We start from the raw sequence: 19914 nt of genomic DNA, 5'->3' as shown, positions 1-19914 counted from the left end.
GTGACGGCGTTTACCGGTGAATTGACATCCTTGACGCTGGTTATTCTGACCGCGGTCGCCTTTGCTGCCGGTTTTATCAGCTCCATCGCCGGTGCCGGCGGTATGATCACATTGCCGGCGCTGTTGTGGGCCGGGATTCCCCCGCTGGATGCCCTGGGGACCAACAAGTTTCAGAGCGTGTTCGGTACCCTGTCTTCCACCCTGAACTTTTTCCGCAAAGGCCATCTTGATTTTCGTCCCTTGTGGCCTGGATTACTGGCAGCGGCGATAGGCTCTGCAGTCGGGACCTGGAGCGTGACCCGGCTCGGTGGGGAGCAGTTGCGCACCTTGCTGCCAATCCTGCTGATTGCAATCGCGCTGTACTTTGCCTTTTCTCCCAGCATCTCCGATCTCGACCGCAAGCCCCGCATGGGCAATGGTTCGTTTAACGTGTTTATCGGGGGCGGGATCGGCTTGTACGGCGGATTTTTCGGGCCGGGGATGGGCTCCTTTTACGCCCTCGCTTTTGCTGCACTACTGGGGTACAACATGCGTAGGGCCACCGCGCATACCAAACCGCTGGTGCTCGCCACCAATACCACGTCCATGTTGCTGTTTATGGCCGGTGGTCACCTGTTGTGGGGGCTTGCGATCTGTATGTCTGTTGCCCAATTCGTGGGTGCGCGTCTCGGCTCCAACCTAGTGATCGCCCGTGGGGTGGGCCTGGTGAGACCAGTCATTATTGTTGCCACCCTGTTGGTGGCTGTGAAACTGTTACTGGAGGCGTAAGCCATGACCATCGTCATAACCGTATGCCTGTCTTTTGCGGTATTTGCACTGATCATCTGGGGACTGATGCATATGCGCACCCCGCGATTTCGCATGGAGCGGGCACAGTTCCTGCGGGGGCTGGAAGATGTGATCGCCGGTCAGGCGGACGATAACGAATGGCGGGTACTCACCGGTTACCCCATGCGGCACGACCCAACGCTGGAAGCGATGCGACTGAAGTGTCTGCAGATTGAAGAATCCGAGTACACTGGCCATATGCCCTACCTGTTTACGGATAAAGGGTTGCAACAGCTGCGCGAGGTTCGCCAGCGACTGCTTGACGATATGGATACCAAGACCAATACCGAATAATTTAAATAGCTGTAACTGGAGAAGAATATGCTGAAACCTGTTTTGCGCTTTACCGGCGGCATTGCCGCTGCAGTGCTGATGGCGAGTGTCCATGCTGTGCCGCTGGATAAAGAAGACCTGTCCGTGGCCGAAGTATTGCGGGAGCGCGCACTGGAATCTTCCGACGCATACAGCCTGGTGGAATCGCTTACCGTGGAAGTCGGACCGCGCCGCGCCGGCACCGAGGGCGACAAGCGCGCTGTTGCCTGGGCGCAGCAGAAGATGAAAAAACTCGGTTTTGACCGCGTTTACACCGAGCAAATCGACGTAAAACGCTGGGCGCGGGGGCACGCGCACGCCGAGGTCACCGCCCCCTATCCACAGCCGCTGGTAGTCAGTTCCCTCGGTTACGGTGCCGCCACGCCTAAAGGCGGCCTGACCGCAGAGATCGTCGAATTTGCAGATGTGGAAGCATTGATCAATGCGCCCGAAAAGAAGATCAAAGGCAAAATCGCCTTTATCAACAAGCGTATGGAGCGCGCCCGCACCGGTGAAGGCTACGGCCCCGCGGTACAGGGCCGCAGCCGTGGCATGCGTGCCGCAGCTGAGAAAGGCGCCGCCGCGTTGTTACTGCGCTCAGTGGGCACCGATTCCGATCGCTTCGCACACACTGGCATGATGTCCATCGACGGCGTTGAAAACCCGGTGCCGGCGCTGGCGCTTTCCGCCCCGGATGCCAACCTGCTCGAAGCCATGCTGGAGCGTGGCAAGCCGGTAGAAGTAAAACTGGACGTGGAAAACCAGCGCCTGGCCGACGGTCCGTCTTTCAATGTTGTTGGTGAAGTAGTCGGCCGCGAGAAACCGGAAGAAGTGGTGCTGATCGGTGCCCACCTGGACAGTTGGGATGAAGGCACCGGTGCCCTCGACGACGGGGCCGGCGTGGCCATCGTGATGGAAACCGCGCGCCTTATCTCCGAACTGCCCCAGCGCCCCCGCCGTACCCTGCGTGTCGTGCTGTTTGGTGCCGAGGAAATTGGCCTGGTTGGCGCGCGTCAGTATGTGGATGCCCATAAAGACGATCTGGACAAAATCATCATGGTCTCAGAGTCCGATTTCGGCGCCGGCAAGGTATGGCGCTTTGACACTCGGATCCCGGAGAGCAAATTCGCCATCGCCGATCAGATGATGCAGTTGCTGGCGCCACTGGGCATCGAGCGCGGCAACAACGAATCTTCCGGCGGCCCGGACAGCAGTGTCTTCGTTGCCAACGGCGTACCGGCCATGGGCCTGTACCAGGACGGTACCGATTATTTCGATTATCACCACACGCCCAACGATACCCTGGACAAGGTGGACCCGGAAAACCTGAAGCAGAACGTTGCCGCCTGGGTGGTGATGTCTTTCCTCGCTGCGGAAATGGAAGGCGACTTCGGACGGGTGCCGGCCGAACACTGATAAAAATGACGGCCAGCGAGCTATGACCGACGCAAGACAATCGCGGGCGAAAGTGGCGATGCCGGGTGCGGTCTTGCGAGACCTTCCGCGAGAGGGACCTCGCGGAAGAGCCCCCATGGATGGGTTTACGGCGTGTCTCGCAAGACCGCACCCGGTAGCGTCACTGCCACAGAAGTAATTAAGAGCACTACTCAACCAGCTTGGCGGAGTATTGCATTGACGCAGGCTTTTGCTGTCGTGCATGCTGCCACTACAATTCAACGGCTCAATTAAGGATGACAAAATGGCGAAAGTCACAATGAAAGGAAACCCGGTAGAAACTGTCGGCCAGCTGCCGGCGGTTGGCAGTAAGGCACCGGCATTTACCCTGGTACAGGGCGATCTCTCCGACCTCACGCTGGAAGATCTCGCTGGCAAACGCATCGTGCTGAATATCTTTCCATCGGTCGATACCGGCACCTGCGCCACCTCCGTACGAACCTTTAACGAAAAGGCCGCGTCTCTGGACAACGCCGTCGTGGTCTGTGTTTCTGCAGACCTGCCCTTTGCCATGACCCGTTTTTGCGGCGCCGAGGGGATTGAAAACGTGAAGCTGGGCTCTGTATTCCGTTCGGACTTCGGTAGCGATTACGGTGTTACCTTCAAGTCCGGTCCACTCACGGGACTATTGTCCCGCGCTGTGGTGGTGATCGATGCCAACGGCAAAGTGGCTTATACCGAGCAGGTAGCGGAGATCACCGAAGAGCCAGACTATGAGGCGGCACTCGCAGCATTGTGATCACTCGCTGCCCCTCACCTTTCATCTGTCCATAAAAAAACAGCGGCCATTGGCCGCTGTTTTTTTATCTGTTGAGTTTGTTGTGACTTAGCGCTGCTGCCCCCGCAGCGCCAGTACTTTTTCCTGCAGTACTTCGGCTTTCACTGCCGCAGCAGCCAGTGGCGGGCCGGCGACGACTTTTACGCTGGACCAGAAGCGTTTGGGCCAGGTAGAAAACGCGTGCCCGTCTTTGTGGCTGAAGAAGCTACCCCAGAGCCCCTGTAACGCCATGGGAATCACTGGCACCGGATTGCGCTGCAGGATTTTTTCAATCCCCGCCTTGAATGGTTGCAGCTCGCCGTCTTGGGTCAACTGGCCTTCGGGGAAAATACACAGCAGATCGCCATCTTTCAGCCCCTGCTCGATGGCTTCAAAGGCGCGGGCGTAACCCTCGGGATCTTTCTGTTTAGAGCAGATCGGGATCGCGCGGCTGGTTTTGAAAATAAAATGCAGTACCGGAATCTCGTAGATCGGCTTGTACATGATAAAGCGGATCGGGCGATGCACAGCTCCGGCTAGGAGCAAGGCATCCACATAACTCACGTGATTACAGGCAATGATGGCCGGGCCTTCCTCGGGTACCTGTTCCAGCCCTTCGTGTTTTACCCGGTACATGGTGTGGGACAACAGCCAGATCAGCAGCCGCATGGTGAATTCCGGCACCTTGGTGAAAACAAATACCGCCACCGCCGCATTCATCAGCGCGATGATCAGGAAAAACTGGGGAATCGTAGCGCCGAGAATGTTCAGAAATACAATCCCCATGATGGCGGCAACCACCATAAACAGGGCATTCAGGACGTTGTTGACGGCAATGATACGGGCGCGTATTTCCGGTGCCGACCGCGCCTGCATCATGGAATAGAGCGGGACAATATAGAAACCGCCGAAAATCCCGATCAGGGTCAGGTTGACCAGAATACTCAGGGCGCCGTCGGTCGACCAGAAGGTGGCCACCGTCATTTCTGTCGAGGGTGAAAAGTTACCGGTGACACTGCCGAGTAAAACCCCGGCGACGGTGAGGCCCGCAGCACCGATGGGGACCAGCCCCAGTTCCACGCGGCCGCGAGAGAGCCGCCCACACAGTATGGAGCCAATGGCGACGCCGATGGTGAAGCAACACAGCAACAGGGTCACCAAAGATTCACTGCCACCGAGTACGTTTTTGGTCAGGCTGGGAATCTGCGTCAGGTAAGCGGCGCCGAGGAGCCAGAACCAGGAAATCCCGATAATGGCGTAGAATACGGAAGGTGTCTTTGCGGCTTCCTTGAGGATACGACGGGTCTGGGACACCGGGTTGTAGTTGATCTTCAGATCCGGCGCCGGCGCTATGGCCTGGGGAATTGCCCGCGCCGCCAGATAGCCCACTGTGGCGACAGTGACGACAATGCCGGAGATCCACAGAATCCCGGATTCACCCTCACCGGTACGACCGGCGAGCAGGCCGCCGACTATGGTGCCGAGGAGGATGGAGACAAAGGTGCCCATTTCCACCAGCGCATTGCCGCTGACCAGCTCGGTTTTACGCAGGTGCTGCGGCAGGATAGCGTACTTTACCGGCCCGAAGAAACTGGACTGAACACCCAGCAGAAACAGGATGGCCAGGCACAGGTAGTTGTTGCCACTGAACAGCGCGAATGCGCCAAATACGCCGATGGCGATTTCCGCCAACTTGATTCGCCGGATAAGGATGCTTTTGTCAGTTTTGTCCGCGATCTGTCCGGCGGTGGCGGAGAACAGGAAAAACGGCAGGATAAACAGGCCGGCAGCCAGATTGATCAGGAAGTTCGCTTCACTGGCCGCGAGCCGGAAGGCGATCATCACGATCAAGGCATTTTTGAACACGTTGTCATTGAAAGCACCGAGAAACTGGGTGCAGAAGAACGGCAGAAAACGGCGACTGCCTAGCAGCTGGAACGGATTGTTGTCGGCCATGGCGATCCCTCTGTATATCCGGTTCGTCCATGGTATGCCATTCCGCCTGGGAGTGCAGTATATGCTCTAAGCCAAAAAAAGCCCCGCTGTTGCGGGGCTTTGGTGCAGGCAGTGTCCGGGCCACCACAGGTTGATCCAGTGGGTGACCCGGCAGGTGTGGTTACCAGATAACCACACGCTCCTCCTCCGGCAGATACATACCGTCGCCTTCTTTTACGTCAAATGCGCTGTAGAAAGCATCGATATTGGGGACCACACCTTTTACCCGGTATTCTGCCGGGGAGTGCGGGTCGGTCTTCAGGCGTTCACTCATGGCTTCTTCACGGGTCTTGCTACGCCATACCTGAGCCCAGCCCATGAATACGCGCTGGTCGCCGGTAAAACCGTCGATCACCGGTGCTTCCTTACCCTCCAGGGACATCTTGTACGCTTTGTGGGCAATGCCGAGACCGGACAGGTCGCCGATATTCTCGCCCAGAGTCAACTCGCCATTCACATGTTCGCCCTCAATCGGCTCAAAGCCATTGTACTGGGCGACCAGTTTACCGGTGAGGTGTTCGAAGTTTTCGCGATCGGAATCGGTCCACCAGTTGTTCAGATAGCCCTTGCCATCAAACTTGCTGCCTTTGTCATCGAAGCCGTGGCCGATTTCGTGGCCGATCACACCACCGATACCGCCGTAGTTCACCGCATCTTCCGCGTTCATGTTGAAGAACGGCGGTTGCAGGATGGCAGCGGGGAATACGATCTCGTTCATGGCCGGGTTGTAGTAGGCGTTCACGGTCTGCGGGCTCATACCCCACTCACTGCGATCCAGCGGTTTGCCCAGCTTGTCGCGCTCGTGCAGGGTCTCGAACAGGGTTGCCGCCTTGGCATTGCCTACCAGGTCGTCATCACTCACTTCGAGCGCGCTGTAATCGCGCCAGTTGTCCGGGTAACCGATCTTGGTGGTGAAATTGGCCAGTTTGGTCAGTGCCTCCTGCTTGGTGTCTTCACTCATCCAGGTCAGGGATTCGATGGACTCTCGGTAGGCGGCCTTTAGGTTATTCACCAGCTCCAGCATGCGCGCCTTGGCTTCCGGCGGGAAGTATTTTTCCACATAGCGCTGGCCTACCAGTTCGCCGACGGAACTGTTGACGAACTGCACCCCGCGTTTCCAGCGGGGTTCCATTTCTTCGGTGCCGCGGATGGTCGTGCCGTAGAAGTCGAATCGCGCTTGTGCCAGCTCGCTGTGCATATAGGGGGCAGCAGCGGTCAGGATTTTGACTTTCAGGTAACGCTTCCAGGTTTCCAGGTCGGTGTCGGCAATGATCTTGCTCGCCGCCTGCAGATATTCCGGCTGGCCCACCATAAAGCTTTCGGCTTTTTCCAGGTGAGCTTTGTTCAGGTAGCTCTGCAGGTCGACGGCGGGCATCAGTTCCTGCAGCTCGGCGACGGTTTTCTTGTTGTAATACTTGTCCGGATCGCGGTTCTCAACCCGGGTGCGGTGGTGTTCCGCCAGTGCTTTTTCCAGGCTGTAGATGGCATCGGCGTACTGCTCGGCATCTTCCAGCTTGGCGATCTGCTGGACCTTGATCAGATAGTCCTGATAGGCCTGTTGCAGCTTCTGGCCTTTTTCCGAGTCGTCAAAGTAGTAGTCGCGGTCCGGGAGGCCGAGGCCTGCCTGCCACATCACAGTGATGTAGTTTTCAACCTGTTTGAGATCTTGCCAGATGCCAGCACCAAACGGGGTGTCGTAGCCGACGGTATCCGCATAGGCGAAAAAGTCGGTCAGGTCTTTCCGGGATTCAATCGCATCCACTTTGGCCAGCTCACCTGAGATGGCGCTGAGGCCTTTCTTCTCGATCAGCTCTTCATTCATGAAGCTGTTGTACAGGTCGCCAATCTGTTTGGCACCGGCACTTTCGGCGTGCTCGCCGGCTTCCATAATCAGCGCTTTCACTTCTTCCGTGGCTTTGTCGCGCAGCATGCTGAAGCCACCCCAGCGGGATTTATCAGAGGGGATTTCGGTGTTCTTCATCCAGGTGCCATTGACGTACTGGAAGAAGTCGTCTTGCGGGCGCACGCTGGTGTCCATGGCGCTGAGGTCGATACCGGAGCCCAGTTCGGCAACCGGGGTTGCGGATTCAGTGATGGAAGATTGGGTATCTGCGTTCTCTACAGTCTGCGGGTGCTCAGACTTGGAGCAGCCGGCAATAGCGCCGGCAATAGCGATCGATAGAATAAGCTTTTTCATGCTTGGCCTTTTGGGCTTGTTATTTCATGGTTGGTATAGGTTCCGGCCCGATATTACGGCGTGGGCTGGCATTTCGGCAAGCAGGCCTGCGGCGGGCGGTCTGCTGGTGGCGGTGAGTGTAAACCGGGAGGTGGCGGGAAGTCGGGCCAGGTGAGTCCGGTGGTGAAATAAAAAACCCCGCGAAAGCGGGGTTTTAAGGAAGTCAGTCTGGCAGCTTGAATGTAATGGGAATCGTAAACTCGTATTCATCCTTGCCGAGCTGCGGTGGTTTTTTCGGATAGGGTGCCGCGCGGCGTACCGCTTCAGCGGCTTCCCGGTTCAGAGTGGAATAGCGGGATTCCTGAACGGTCGCAATATCCAGCACGTTGCCACTCGGGTCGATGGTGACATTCAGGCGGATACTGCCCTCCTGGCCGCGCTCCTGGGCACGTTGCGGGTAGCGCAGGGATTTGAAGGTGTGGCGCAGCAACACCGAGTGATAGATCTGGCGTGCCAGGATCATGTCGGCTGTCAGCGGTGCCTCTTCTTCCTCTTCCAGAAGATCCTCTTCCTCCGCCTGTTCACTGATCCTGTCTGCTGGCGCGTTGGGGCGGGTAGTCGTGGGTTTCAGAGGCTGTGGCTTGGAGACGGCAACGGCTGATTCAGTTTCTGCCGGCGGCTTGGGTTCGGCGCGAGCCGGTGCCGGTTTTGATGGCGCCGGAGTGCCGATGGCACCAGCGGTGCCAATAGCAGCCAGTGACGGCGCGGGGATATCTGCTTTGAGGTCCGGCTTTGGCTGATTGGCCGCAGCCACAGATTCTTTCTCCGGCTTTGGCTCGGCGGCTGGCTCCGAGCTGTCTTCTTCGTTGGCAGCTTCACGCTGGTCCACCATTCTCGCCACCTGCGCAACCCGGTTGGCGGCGGGGGTGAGCGCCTCATAGGTGGCCAGCAGTCCAGAGCCTACGCGCCCCGCGCCCAGTAACTGCTCACGGAACTCGGTAGAGGGGGGCACCGGACCTATCCAGGCGCGCAGCAGGGTGTTGAAAAATTCGCGATCCTCAATGACACCAAGTTCGACGTCATTGAGTGAAACGGTTGTTGTTCCCGAACCGGCCGCAAAATCGACGCGCAATTGGTCACCGGCCACCAATCGACCGCTGAACAGATTGGCAAAGGTCACCATGTTATCGGCCTGGCCCGTCAGGATGCTGCTCGGGTTGTTGATCGCAATCCCTTCCATCCACTGGTTGCGGAAGCGGCGCGCGGACAGTCGGTCCGCCACGATTCGCACCTGAAGGCTGCGGGGCATATTGTTATCGAGTAGCGTATTGGCGTCGTCGGAGAGTCGCTCTGAGTAAACGGCGGCAATGTATTGATCGTTATTGAATTGCTGCTCCAGGGCCAGCCCGTTCAGCAGCGGTGCGGCGTGCGCTGTCAGGGCCGTCGCAAACAGCAGCAGGGCAATGACAAGTTTGGTCGATTTCATTTTTGCTTTGATTTCTCTGTGGCCGGCGGGCGGGAGTGAACCGGCAGGTAAAGCGCTGAAAAAGTAATCAAAAACCCCAGAATCCTTTTCAACCCTTCGATCGTACCTTCCCCCCGAAAGGTACGGGCCCCGTTCGACAGAACTTGTGCATGTGGAAGAAATGTCCGTGAATGGATTAAAATGCCACACAGTGCAACGTATTCTGTCGGGACTCTGCTCAACTCTACTGTAACTGCAATGTAGTTCAAGTCCGAAATGGGGAAAATGTCTCGTTTTCTTAAATCCGCGGTATAGTAGGGAATACAGTGATCACTTTGGCTCTAAAATGTTCTAACGGGCTGCTGGGAAACCCTTTGCGTGCTCTGTGGCCTGCTAGTGGGCTATGCGCAAAGCTCGGTAACAGGTCGCTGCACCAAAACGCCCAGCTCTGCGTTGAGAAAGTTTGAAATAAAACCACTGTTCCAGCGCTTTCTCGCCTTGATCTGCACGTTTGGCTATGTTTTTTTGTTACAGAACGTCACGCACAGCCCGCTAGGGCGGATGTATTCTTTGCACAGCAATCATGTAAGGGGTCGAAGAGCCTCCCTTCTTTTGCGATAAACCGGTTCAGCATTACTTCATGGATTACAGGTCCCTCAGCAACTACCCGCGCGATGCGGTAGATCGCCTTTTAAATGTCATTCATCTATTTCGGGATATTCGTGCTACCAGTGAGTGGCAGTACGATGTGTTGTTGAAACGCTCGCGTCTGGTGACCGTGCCTGCCGGGCAGCCGCTGCTTCACGCCGGGGATGTCGATCAGTGGGTGTATTTTCTGTTGCGAGGTGAGCTTCAGGTACATGTGGGCGACGAAGCGATCGCCCAGGCGGAGCGTCCACTTGCAGTGATTCGCCCGGGTGAAGTGTTTGGCGATCTTTCCATGTTACTGGCTGAGCCGCGCAGTGCCACCATCATAGCAGCGCCCGCGGGCCTCGAAACCCAGGTGCTGGCTGTGGATTGCACACTGTTCGGCGATCTGGATGATTTCACGCTCCTGCATCTGCCGACCAAGCTGGTTTTCTACCGCAATATGGTGCATTCATTGCGCTGGAAGCTGGAAGTATACCGCTCCAAATATCCTGGACATGAACTGGCCAACAGCCATCGCCGATTGAAACTCTACACAGGCCCCAAAAACAGCCGTGAAGAATTGGTGGCACTGGCAGATCAGGCTCGCGCGCTCGCCCGTATTCTGCTGGACTGGAACGCCGAGTTTGGTAGTGGCCATCTGGCGGCGGAAGAGGCCGATATGTCTGACTTCCTCGAGTCGATCCTGTCTTGACTGCCGTTGCCGTGATCGTGTGACCAAACGTTCGCGGGCCTGATCTGGCCCGCAAGTCTCTCCCACTTCCTTATCTGTATTTCCGGCCCCTGCATTCTCTCCTGCTCTCACTCCTGTACTCCCTGAAGCAGGGGGTCCGTATTTCCTTCCGTCATCTCCTTCTACAGAGTTGCTCCAATCGGGGTAATTGTGGTCCCAACCGCAACGGATTTCGTAATCCGGCAGGTTTATCCACTGCGCTGTCATGGGTTAGTGGATAGAATCCGCTGTTCCCCGATGAGCGTATCAGTGTCTGATATTCGACCCCGTATCCAACTCTAAATGAACCGATGGGAGCAGGATTGTAGTGAAAAACGTGTTGTTGAGCCTGTGGCGGCAGCGGAATTACCGCATGGCGATAATTGTGGCGTTAGTGGCAATGCTCTGGCTGTTGAGTGGCGTTTTCTCCGGCTCTGGTAATGACGGAGCCTCCGTTGCCGAATCGGTTCCTGACAAAACCGTCGTGGGTGAGGCCATGCTAGTCAAGGCGCGTAAAATTCAGGCCCAGCCTTTTGTCACGCGAGTGGCGGTGAACAGCCGCACAGAGCCCAATCGGGAAGTACGCTTACGAGCCGAGTTGGATGGCGTGATCGCCGCGCTTCCGGCGGGTGAAGGTGAGTGGGTTGACGCCGGAGCCGTTATCTGCGAGCTGCATGCGGAAGATCGACCGGAACGCCTGGCGCTGGCAGAGTCGGCACTGAAAAAGGCAAAAATCGATTACGCCGGGGCGCAGAAACTGAAAGGTAAGGGGCTGCAATCCGACAGTGCAATGGCCCAGTTTGAGGTGGCCCTGGCCAGTGCGACCGCTGACTGGCGACGTGCGCAGGTGGAAGTGGATAACCTGAAAGTTCGGGCACCTTTTGCCGGCGTGATCAATCGCCATGCTGTGGAGTTGGGGGATTTCATCCGTCGCGGTGAAGAGTGTGCCACCCTGTTGGATATGGACCCGATTCTGGTTGTGGGGGAGGTCGCAGAGACCGAGGTGGCACACCTGAAACCCGGTGCACCGGCCAGTGTCCGGTTGCAGGGGGGGGCGTTCAAAGAAGGGCATTTGCGCTACGTCAGCCAGGCGGCCGATCCTGTCACCCGCGCTTACCGGGTGGAAGTGGCTCTGGACAACCGGGACGGCGAATTGCGCAGCGGCATCAGTGCAAGACTGGCGCTGCCTACGGGGGAAGTGTTGGCCCATCGGATTCCCGGATCTTTGCTGACTCTGGATGATCGTGGTGATCTGGGCGTGCGTACGCTGGATACGGAAAACCGGGTGCAGTTCAACAATGTCCAAATGGTTAGTGATGGTGAAGAAGGTGTCTGGATCACTGGACTGCCAGCGCAAGTATCATTGATTACCGTTGGCCAGGAGTATGTCAGTGAAGGTGAGCAGGTGCGGGTAGAACTTGAAGAGTCCGCCGGTGACCTGCTGGCGCCCGCAGCTGTGGGACCACGCGACGATTCCGGGCCCGTTCCTGCGACCGACGTCGGGGCTGCTGCATCGGCGGAGGATGAGTCCCGATGAGACTGCTTGAAAATGCCGTAGACCGGTTCCGCAGTACCGCCAGCCTGATGTTGTTGATCGTGATTATGGGGATCGCAGCACGCGGGGCAATGACGGTAGAGTCCAGCCCTGAAGTGAATCCTCCCATTGTGATCGTACAGGTGAGGCACGAAGGCATTTCCCCGGAAGATGGCGTGCGCTTGCTGATCCGGCCGATGGAGCAGGAGGTGCGGGCACTGGAAGGGGTCAAAGAGGTGGTGGCAACCGCGCGGGAATCTCTGGTGTACCTGGTGATCGAGTTCGATTCCGGAATCGATGTGGATTTCGCCGTGGATGAAGTGCGCAATGCGGTGGACCGAGCCAAAGCCGAGCTGCCCCAGGATGCGGATGAGCCTCTAGTGGAAGAAGCCTCGGCACAGCCGTTTCCGGCCATTGTGGTTACGCTGGCAGGTGAAGGGCTGAGTGAGCGTACCCTCTTGCGTAGTGCACAGAGGCTGCAGCGCAAGGTCGAGAATATTCCAGAGGTCCTGAGCGCGGATATTACCGGTAGCCGAGAAGAGGTGATGGAAGCCACCATCGACCCGGTGCGCCTCGAGCATTACCAGGTGACCAGCGGTGAGCTGATCAACGCGGTACTGGGGAATAACCTACTGATTCCCGCCGGTGAAATGGATGTGAGCCAGGGTAACTTCTCGGTAAAAGTGCCGGGGTTGATTGAAAGCACCCGCGATGTTTTCCAGATCCCGCTCAAGCAGTCCGAGCATGGCGTGGTGACGCTCGGGCAGGTCACCGATGTGCGCCGCACCTTCAAGGATGCCACCAGCTATACCAGCGTCAATGGCCGCCCGGGGTTGTCTATCAGTGTCGAGAAGCGTACCGGCGCCAGTGCGGTGGACCTGGCGGACCAGGTGCGCGCCGTGGTGAACGGTGAGCGCGAGTTCCTGCCCAACGAGCTCCATGTAGATTTCGTTTTCGATATGTCCGAGTTTGCACGGGACATGGTGAGTGAGATGGAAGGCAACATCCTGACGGCGATGCTGTTGGTGATGATCATTGTGGTGGCGGCGCTTGGATTCCGTTCCGGGTTGCTGGTGGGGTTGGGGATTCCTTTCTCGCTGCTGTTCGGTTGCGTCATCACCTGGTACCTGGGGTATTCGTTCAATTTCATGGTGATGTTCGGCATGTTGCTGGCGCTGGGGATGTTGATCGACGGCTCTATTGTCATCACCGAGTTTGCCGACCGAAAAATGGCAGAAGGGCTGTCTCCCAAGGCTGCTTACGGCATTGCAGTGCGACGTATGTTCTGGCCGGTGCTTGCGTCCACGGGCACAACGCTGGCGGCTTTCCTGCCCATCATTTTCTGGCCCGGCGTGGTGGGGGATTTCATGCGCTACCTGCCTGTTACCGTATTTGCGGTGCTGTCCGGTTCCCTGCTGTACGCACTGTTTTTTGCCCCGGTGCTGGGTTCCGTTTTTGGTCGCACCAATATGGAGTTGCAGACCCAGCGCTATCTCAAGCAGTTGGAATCCGGTCAGCCGATAGAACTGGGGGGCATTACCGGGCTTTACGCGCGGATACTGGCACCGGTGGTACGGCGGCCGTTGATTTCTTTCGCTGCCACCATTGGCATTCTCATCGGCATATTTACCGCATTCCAGGCATTCAATCCCGGGGTGGAGTTTTTTACTGAGACCGAGGAGCAATACGGTAACGTGGAGGTGCGGGCACAGGGGAACCTTTCGCTTCAGGAGAAGAAAAATCTGGTAGCCCGAGTGGAGCAGGCTGTGATGGATGTTCCCGAAGTGCGGGTGGTCTATACCGCGGTGGGCGCCGGCGGCATTTCCGGAAATACCGAAAAGGCGCCGGATCAGATTGCCAACCTGCTGGTTGAGTTGCTGCCGGCTTCCGAGCGTGAGCGTAAAAGTCGCGAAGTCTTTGCCGATATTCGCCAGCGTACCGCCAATTTTGCTGGCATCAAAACCTCAGCCAATGCCTTTGAAGGCGGTCCTCCGGTGGGCAAGGATATCGTGCTGGAGTTACGCAGCCGCGATTATGACAAACTACTTGCGGAAACCTGGCGCTTGCACCGGGTCCTGGAAGGCGAGATCGAAGGCGTGCGAGATGTTGTCAACACTGCGCCCCTGCCGGGGATTCAGTGGGAAGTCAAAGTCGACCGCGCTAAGGCCGCGCTCTATGGCGCTGATTTGACCGGTGTCGGTCGCGCGGTCCAGTTGGTGACGAATGGTGTGTTGATGGCGGAATATCGCCCGGATGACTCCGACGAGGAGGTGGATATCCGCATCCGCTATCCCGATTACGCCCGAGGGATCGCCGCGTTGGGGCAACTCAAGGTCAATACCGCACAGGGTGCGATTCCCGTGAGCAGTTTCGTAACCACGGAAGCCAGGCCCAAGGTGGACAAAATCCAGCGTATTGACGGCGTCACCCGCATGGAAGTGAAAGCGGATGTGGACGACGGCGTCTTGGCGGATGACAAGGTTCGCGAATTGCGTCAGTGGCTGGAGCAGCAACCCGTGGATGGCGATGTGGAAGTGATTTTCCGCGGTGCCGATGAAGAGCAGCAGGAGTCATTGCTGTTCCTGCAGGTGGCCTTTTCCCTGTCGCTGTTCCTGATGTTTATCCTGCTGGTAACCCAGTTCAACAGCTTCTATCAATCGGCACTGATCCTGTCGTCGGTCATCATGTCTACCGCCGGGGTAATGCTGGGGCTGACGCTCACCCAGAGCACCTTCAGTGTGATCATGACCGGGGTAGGTATTGTCGCTCTGGCGGGTATTGTGGTGAACAACAACATCGTGTTGATCGATACCTACAACCATGTGCGGAAGTCGGATCCGGAAATGCTGGCAGGGGACGCCGCCGTCAAGGCGGCGGCTCAGCGGTTGCGGCCGGTGTTCCTGACCACCGCCACCACTATTCTCGGCCTGTTGCCGCTTGCCATGGGGGTGAGTGTCGATATGGTTGGGCGCACCATGGTGATCAATGGGGTGATTGCTTCTTTCTGGGTGAAGCTCGCCAGTGCGATTGTTTACGGTTTGAGTTTCTCGACGTTGCTGACACTGGTGGTGACCCCGGTGATGTTGGCTCTGCCGGATTCATTGCGTGCGGGGGTACAGTCCGTGCGCAAAATGATTCGTCGCAGGCGGGGTGGGGAGCCGGAAGTGGGTGAAGTGAGATAAGGATGAGGTGAGATTGGAGAGTTACCTCCCCGGCACAAAAAACCCCGGATATCCGGGGTTTTTTGTGCCTGAAGGCGAAGTCCCAGTAATCAGGACTTTGCTTTCGGCGGACGACCACGACGGCCGGCAGCTTTCTTGGCTGGACGACCGGGCTTCTTGGCCGCGGTAGACTTGGGCGGACGGCCCGGCTTTTTAGCGGCAGTTTTCTTGGCAGCAGCTTTCTCGGTAGCAGCCTTCTTCGGGCGGCCCGGCTTCTTCTTGGCGCCAGCCTTGGCCTTGGCTGCGGCTTTCTTGGCCTTTTCAGCAGCCTTTTTCTTGGCAGCAGCGGCCTTCTTCTTCTCGGCAGCAGCCTTCTTCTTGGCAGCAGCGGCAGCTTTCTTCTTCTCCGCAGCGGCTTTCTTCTTGTCAGCGGCGGCCTGTTTCTTGGCGGCGGCAGCGGCTTTCTTCTTCTCGGCGGCAGCCAGTTTCTTGCTGATTGCCGCTTCTTCTTTGGCAACAGCCTTGGCTATTTTGGTTGCCAGCTTGTTCTCGGCCACAATAGCAGCCAGAGTCGCTTTGGCATCAGTAGCGGCTGCCTTGGCGGTAGCGGCGGCCTTCTTGGCGGCAGCAGAAGCGGTCTGGGCAGCTTTCAGCTGCTTTTGCTGAGCGGCGGTCTTTTTCTTCGCGCGAACAGCTTTTACCTTGTCAGCGGCAGACTTGGCTTTCTTGGCAGCTTTGTCAGCGTCCTTAACCAGCTTGTCTGCTGCTTTTTTTGCGTCGGCTTCCTGGCTGGTGCGTGCCTTTTCCAGTTTGCTCTTCAGCGCGGCGAGTTCAGACTCAAGTTTAGCTACGGGGCTAACCTTAGTCGCAGGCGTTCTAGCGGCTTTCTTTCGTGCGGCCATAAAATATCCCTGTATTAAATTTTGCGATTTAAGTGTTATTTTGGATGAGTGGAAATCATCGCGCTAATTGCAGCTTATTTATATGCTTGAATGCAAGTGTTTTAGGGGCATTTTTACTCTCAGATGAATAAATTTAAGGTTTTTTTTACGTTTTTCGCGTTTCTCTGGCTCTGGCTGTGCGGTATCGGAGCAATTGCCCAGTGTTTTCACGCGCGTGAGCTCGCCTGGCTGGGGGTATTGATGAATGCCTGGGCGTTGCCGATCTGGATGCTGATGCGGTTTCTGTCACCGCAAAAGTACGCCGGAGATTTGCGTGAGTCGCCCGCATTTTTTGCGGTACTGGCGGGGCTGGCAATTGCACTACTTGCGGATGCTGAACGAGGTTGGCCGGTATACCTGTCAATATACAATTTGTTCATCGCGCTGCTGTATCTCCATCACTTCAGTGCTGTTGCTCACCCTCAGATGCCGCAGATTGATGAGCAGTTTCCAGACCTGATGCTATTGGAGCAGGATGCCCCCGATAAAAGTGCGCTCTGGTCCGCGGCGGAGCATTGCGAGGGTGAAAATTCGCCCGGTCTCCTGGTGATATTTCTGCGTGGACCCTTCTGTGCGGACAGCCGCCGATGCCTGGCGCAGATCGAGAGTCAGCGAGCGGCATTTCATCACCGGGGTGTGGATATTTCCGTATTCAGTGTCAGCGGTTCTCGCTGGCCGCTGTCATGTCGTCAGCAAGGTGGTTTACCCCCAGTTTCCACTCTGGATACAGGCGCCACTGAAAACCATTTGTTCATTGCACCGGGCGCGGCCCCACTCTGGGCCTGGGGGTGGCAGTGTGATGCGGTCAGACCCAGCTATTGGTTGGTGGACAAGGAGGGATACATTGTGTGGAGGGCGTTGCCGGGAAATTACCGCGCACTGCCGTCATTGAGCTCAATTCGGGATCAACTGTATCGCCTGGAGGAGTAGTGAAAGCCCGGATGCAAAAAAGCCCGTACTGGATACGTAACGCTGTTCACTTAAGTCACCAAGTGGCGGTGTCGCTACCGGGTGCGGTCTTGTGAGACACGCCGTGAACCCATCCATGGGGGCTCTTCTGCGAGGTCCCTCTCGCAGAAGGTCTCACAAGACCGCACCCGGCATCGCCACCTTCGCGCAGAATTTCGTTAAGTGAACAGCATTACGTACTGGATACGGGCTTTTTTTGGGGGGCGATCGATATCTGCCGTCTTGATCAGAGTGGTCCGTATGGCAGGTAGCGGTTATCTGAGTTCTGCCGGATCCAGAGTAATTGCTCGCGGCTCAGGGGGGCTTTGCGTTGACGCAGCGCTTTCGCCAGCGGAATGACGGCAGACTCCGCGCCGCCCTGCCAATCGGATAGTTGCATTTCCGCCAGGGTAAAAAAGCGGATCAACATCCAGATTTGCTCGTCACTCCAGTTTTCAGCCTCTTTTAACCACTGAGTTGCGGCCAAACCAGAGAGCCAGTTCGCCGCAGTGATCTCGGTATCCAGGTTGTCGAGCTGTTCTGTCCCCGATGACATGGTCTCGACGATACGCATCAGAAGCGCATGGTCGATGGGTTTATCCGCAGTATTTGCGGATGCTTGATTGTTGGGCTCCCAGGCGCCGACACTCATAGAGGCCTCTCACTTGTTGGTAATGTAACGGTGATGTAAACAGGCCGCGCATTATACCTGCAGTGATCAACTACGTAGATGATCCGGGCCGGATTCATTGATCGGATTGCCGATCTGGAGAGCGGTGAATGGATCAGTAGCGCGGATTTCTGCATAATTCCGGTAATTCAATCGTGGCCACCGGCGGAAGCAGAGGTCAGCCACCCGTTCCACTCAACAGTCCTGCAAGAGCCGGAAGTACCATGGAAACGATCGACAAGCCCATCGCGGCGAAAAAACGTATTGCGCTGGTGGCCCACGATAACCGCAAAGCCAGCCTGATCCAGTGGTGTGAACAACACCGGGCGGTACTGGAGCAGCACGAGCTGCTGGGGACCGGTACCACCGGCAGCCGGATTGAGGCCGCCACCGGGATGCCGGTGGAGCAACTGTTCAGTGGCCCCATGGGCGGCGACCAGCAGTTGGGGGCAAAGATCTGTCAGGGGGAAGTGGACATCCTGATCTTCTTCTGGGATCCCTTTGAGCCCATGCCTCATGACCCGGACGTCAAAGCGCTGCTGCGGATCGCTGCGGTATGGAATATCCCGGTGGCCTGTAATGCCAGTAGCGCCGATATGATCATCCAGTCGGCCCTGATGGAGCGGAGTTTCTCCCGTGAGATACCTGACTATCAGGGCTATCTTGCCGCGCGAAAGGGCGAATTTGCCGTCTAATAATTGATCTGCCTGAAGGCTTTGGTTTCGTAAGTTATTGATTTTAAATGTCTTTGTTCCCCGGGAAAAGGTTACACTTGCATTGATAGCCATTTCCCGGCACTCTTGCCCACCTGATTAGACCGGTGCGCCGGCGATATTCGTATTAAAAAAACTGTACGGTGTTTTAAATGAGTAGACGACGCGGTAAGGCCGTAGAAGAAGAAAAGGCCGATATTGACCTGACGCCCATGTTGGACGTCGTGTTCATCATGCTGATCTTCTTTATCGTGACGGCATCCTTCGTAAAAGAGAAGGCGCTGGACGTGAACGTGCCTGATCCTGATCAAACGGAGCAGACTCCGCCGGATCCCGACAAGCAGAACATCCTGCTGACTGTGAACTCCGCAGACGAGATCTATATGGGTACCAACCGCGTTGATAGCCGTGCAGTACGCGCTCGTATTGCGCAGTTGTTTGCGGAAAATCCACAGGCTATCGTGATTGTACGTGCGCACAATAAGTCCAGTGCCGACACCTACGTCACCATTGCCGACGCGGCGAAAGAGGTGAATCCGGGCATTCAGGTGTCCCTGGTACCTTACGAAGACTGAGTCCAGTCTGAGCCAGCCCCCTTGCGCGGGCACACAAAAAAAGCCAGCATCTGCTGGCTTTTTTTGTGCCTGAAGGAAAGTGACGAAAGCCGGCCTGGCCCGCCCTCAGAATTCCGAGCGAATTGCCCACAGATCCGGGAATACCGGCTTGAACAGGGTGCTTTGCAGGTACCCTACACCGCTGGAGCCGCCGGTGCCCATTTTGTGTCCGATGGTGCGCTCCACCATCTTCACATGTCGATAACGCCACTGCTGCAGCGAGGTGTCGATATCCACCAGTGCCTCGCAAATGTCGCTGACCAGTGGGTCGTTGCGGTATACATCGATCAGAATTTTCTGTACCGCCGGCGAGGGCGCAGCAACTTCACAGAAGTCCCGTTTCAATTCTGACACGGGAATCTCATGGCCCTCGTGCACCAGGAAGTTGAGAAAGGCATCCCACAGTGTCGGCGCTTGCAGACGTTTCTGCAGGCGCTGGTAGTGTTCTGAACCGGTTTCGTAGTTTTCCAGCTTCTTTGCATCTTTGGCCCCATACAGGAACTCCAGCTCACGGAACTGGAAGGACTGAAAGCCGCTGGCGGTAGAGAGGCGGTCGCGGAAGGAATTGAACTCCAGTGGTGTCAGGGTCTCAAGAATGTCTACTTGTTGGATCAGGGTGCGGTAGATGGCGTCCACGCGCTTGAGGGTGTGCAGGGCACGATTGCGCTCGCCGTCATTGAACAGTCGCACCAGGAAATCCAGCTCGTGCAACAGCTGTTTGAACCAGAGCTCGTAGCTCTGGTGAATAATGATGAACAGCAGCTCATCGTGCTCCGGCCCCTCAGACAGGGGCTGCTGGCACTGGAGAAGGTCGTCTACCTTAAGATAGGAACTATACGTTACGGTCATGGCTAGGATATTCCTACGTTAACTGTCCCGGTGGCGAGATGAATTTGTGATTTTTATGCCTTTCCGGGTTATCGGTTGCGCAATTGTGCATAACTTTGACGGTATTGTAAGGTCTGACGCGGTCTGCCGGGAAAAT

The 19914-nt window shown here is 56.8% G+C and carries 16 protein-coding genes; 10 read left to right on the top strand and 6 right to left on the bottom strand.

Going from position 1 to position 19914, the window contains the following annotated elements:
* The 4 genes from LPW13_RS11515 (at position 1) to tpx (ending at position 3334) form a co-directional block, all read left to right on the top strand.
* Positions 1-768: a TSUP family transporter gene (locus LPW13_RS11515; RefSeq protein WP_230435545.1), complete on the top strand. Its 768-nt coding sequence runs from the start codon at positions 1-3 to the stop codon at positions 766-768.
* A gap of 3 nt (positions 769-771) precedes the next feature.
* Positions 772-1122, top strand: a complete 351-nt coding sequence (locus LPW13_RS11510) for a hypothetical protein (RefSeq protein WP_230435544.1) — start codon at positions 772-774, stop codon at positions 1120-1122.
* 27 nt (positions 1123-1149) lie between these two features.
* The gene (locus LPW13_RS11505; protein WP_230435542.1) at positions 1150-2556 is read left to right on the top strand and encodes a M20/M25/M40 family metallo-hydrolase; all 1407 of its coding nucleotides are present in this window, start codon (positions 1150-1152) and stop codon (positions 2554-2556) included.
* Positions 2557-2839: 283 nt separating this feature from the next.
* Positions 2840-3334, top strand: a complete 495-nt coding sequence (gene tpx, locus LPW13_RS11500; protein WP_230435540.1) for a thiol peroxidase — start codon at positions 2840-2842, stop codon at positions 3332-3334.
* An 87-nt stretch (positions 3335-3421) separates the two neighbouring features.
* Here the strand turns inward: tpx and LPW13_RS11495 are convergent, their stop codons facing one another.
* The 3 genes from LPW13_RS11495 to LPW13_RS11485 form a co-directional block, all read right to left on the bottom strand.
* A complete protein-coding gene (locus tag LPW13_RS11495; protein ID WP_230435539.1) occupies positions 3422-5308 on the bottom strand; it encodes an MFS transporter in 1887 nt (628 codons plus the stop codon).
* Positions 5309-5468: 160 nt separating this feature from the next.
* Positions 5469-7544 carry a M13 family metallopeptidase gene (locus LPW13_RS11490; RefSeq protein WP_230435537.1) on the bottom strand — a complete coding sequence of 692 codons (2076 nt, stop codon included), beginning with the start codon at positions 7542-7544 and terminating at the stop codon, positions 5469-5471.
* 202 nt (positions 7545-7746) lie between these two features.
* Positions 7747-9009, bottom strand: coding sequence for a TonB family protein (locus LPW13_RS11485; protein WP_230435536.1), 1263 nt, complete (start codon positions 9007-9009; stop codon positions 7747-7749).
* Positions 9010-9628: 619 nt separating this feature from the next.
* Between LPW13_RS11485 and LPW13_RS11480 the strand changes: the two genes are divergently transcribed.
* From LPW13_RS11480 to LPW13_RS11470, 3 genes are all read left to right on the top strand, one after another.
* Positions 9629-10330: a cyclic nucleotide-binding domain-containing protein gene (locus tag LPW13_RS11480; RefSeq protein WP_230435534.1), complete on the top strand. Its 702-nt coding sequence runs from the start codon at positions 9629-9631 to the stop codon at positions 10328-10330.
* A 391-nt stretch (positions 10331-10721) separates the two neighbouring features.
* Positions 10722-11885 (top strand): efflux RND transporter periplasmic adaptor subunit, encoded by a 1164-nt coding sequence (locus LPW13_RS11475; protein WP_230435533.1) that lies wholly within the window; start codon positions 10722-10724, stop codon positions 11883-11885.
* Positions 11882-15064 carry an efflux RND transporter permease subunit gene (locus tag LPW13_RS11470; RefSeq protein WP_230435532.1) on the top strand — a complete coding sequence of 1061 codons (3183 nt, stop codon included), beginning with the start codon at positions 11882-11884 and terminating at the stop codon, positions 15062-15064. Before LPW13_RS11475 ends, LPW13_RS11470 begins: the two co-directional genes overlap by 4 nt.
* A gap of 89 nt (positions 15065-15153) precedes the next feature.
* Here LPW13_RS11470 and LPW13_RS11465 read toward each other — a convergent pair whose 3' ends face one another.
* Positions 15154-15945: a hypothetical protein gene (locus LPW13_RS11465; protein ID WP_230435531.1), complete on the bottom strand. Its 792-nt coding sequence runs from the start codon at positions 15943-15945 to the stop codon at positions 15154-15156.
* 123 nt (positions 15946-16068) lie between these two features.
* On the opposite strand from LPW13_RS11465, the gene LPW13_RS11460 reads away from it, so the two are divergent.
* The gene (locus LPW13_RS11460) at positions 16069-16914 is read left to right on the top strand and encodes a hypothetical protein (RefSeq protein ID WP_230435530.1); all 846 of its coding nucleotides are present in this window, start codon (positions 16069-16071) and stop codon (positions 16912-16914) included.
* A gap of 265 nt (positions 16915-17179) precedes the next feature.
* Here LPW13_RS11460 and LPW13_RS11455 read toward each other — a convergent pair whose 3' ends face one another.
* Entirely contained in the window at positions 17180-17584 is a 405-nt protein-coding gene (locus LPW13_RS11455) for a hypothetical protein (RefSeq protein WP_230435529.1), read from the bottom strand.
* 242 nt (positions 17585-17826) lie between these two features.
* Between LPW13_RS11455 and LPW13_RS11450 the strand changes: the two genes are divergently transcribed.
* Both LPW13_RS11450 and LPW13_RS11445 read left to right on the top strand, forming a co-directional pair.
* The gene (locus LPW13_RS11450) at positions 17827-18297 is read left to right on the top strand and encodes a methylglyoxal synthase (protein ID WP_230435528.1); all 471 of its coding nucleotides are present in this window, start codon (positions 17827-17829) and stop codon (positions 18295-18297) included.
* A gap of 170 nt (positions 18298-18467) precedes the next feature.
* Positions 18468-18890: an ExbD/TolR family protein gene (locus LPW13_RS11445; protein WP_230435527.1), complete on the top strand. Its 423-nt coding sequence runs from the start codon at positions 18468-18470 to the stop codon at positions 18888-18890.
* 105 nt (positions 18891-18995) lie between these two features.
* On the opposite strand, the gene LPW13_RS11440 is transcribed toward LPW13_RS11445, so the two are convergent.
* On the bottom strand, positions 18996-19778 hold the full coding sequence (locus LPW13_RS11440) for a tryptophan 2,3-dioxygenase (protein ID WP_230435525.1): 783 nt from the start codon (positions 19776-19778) through the stop codon (positions 18996-18998).
* Positions 19779-19914: the final 136 nt, after the last annotated feature.

The sequence above is a fragment of the Microbulbifer celer genome, assembly GCF_020991125.1.
In the GTDB taxonomy this organism is placed as follows: Bacteria; Pseudomonadota; Gammaproteobacteria; order Pseudomonadales; family Cellvibrionaceae; genus Microbulbifer; species Microbulbifer celer.
This window is presented reverse-complemented; position numbering and strand designations above follow the sequence as displayed.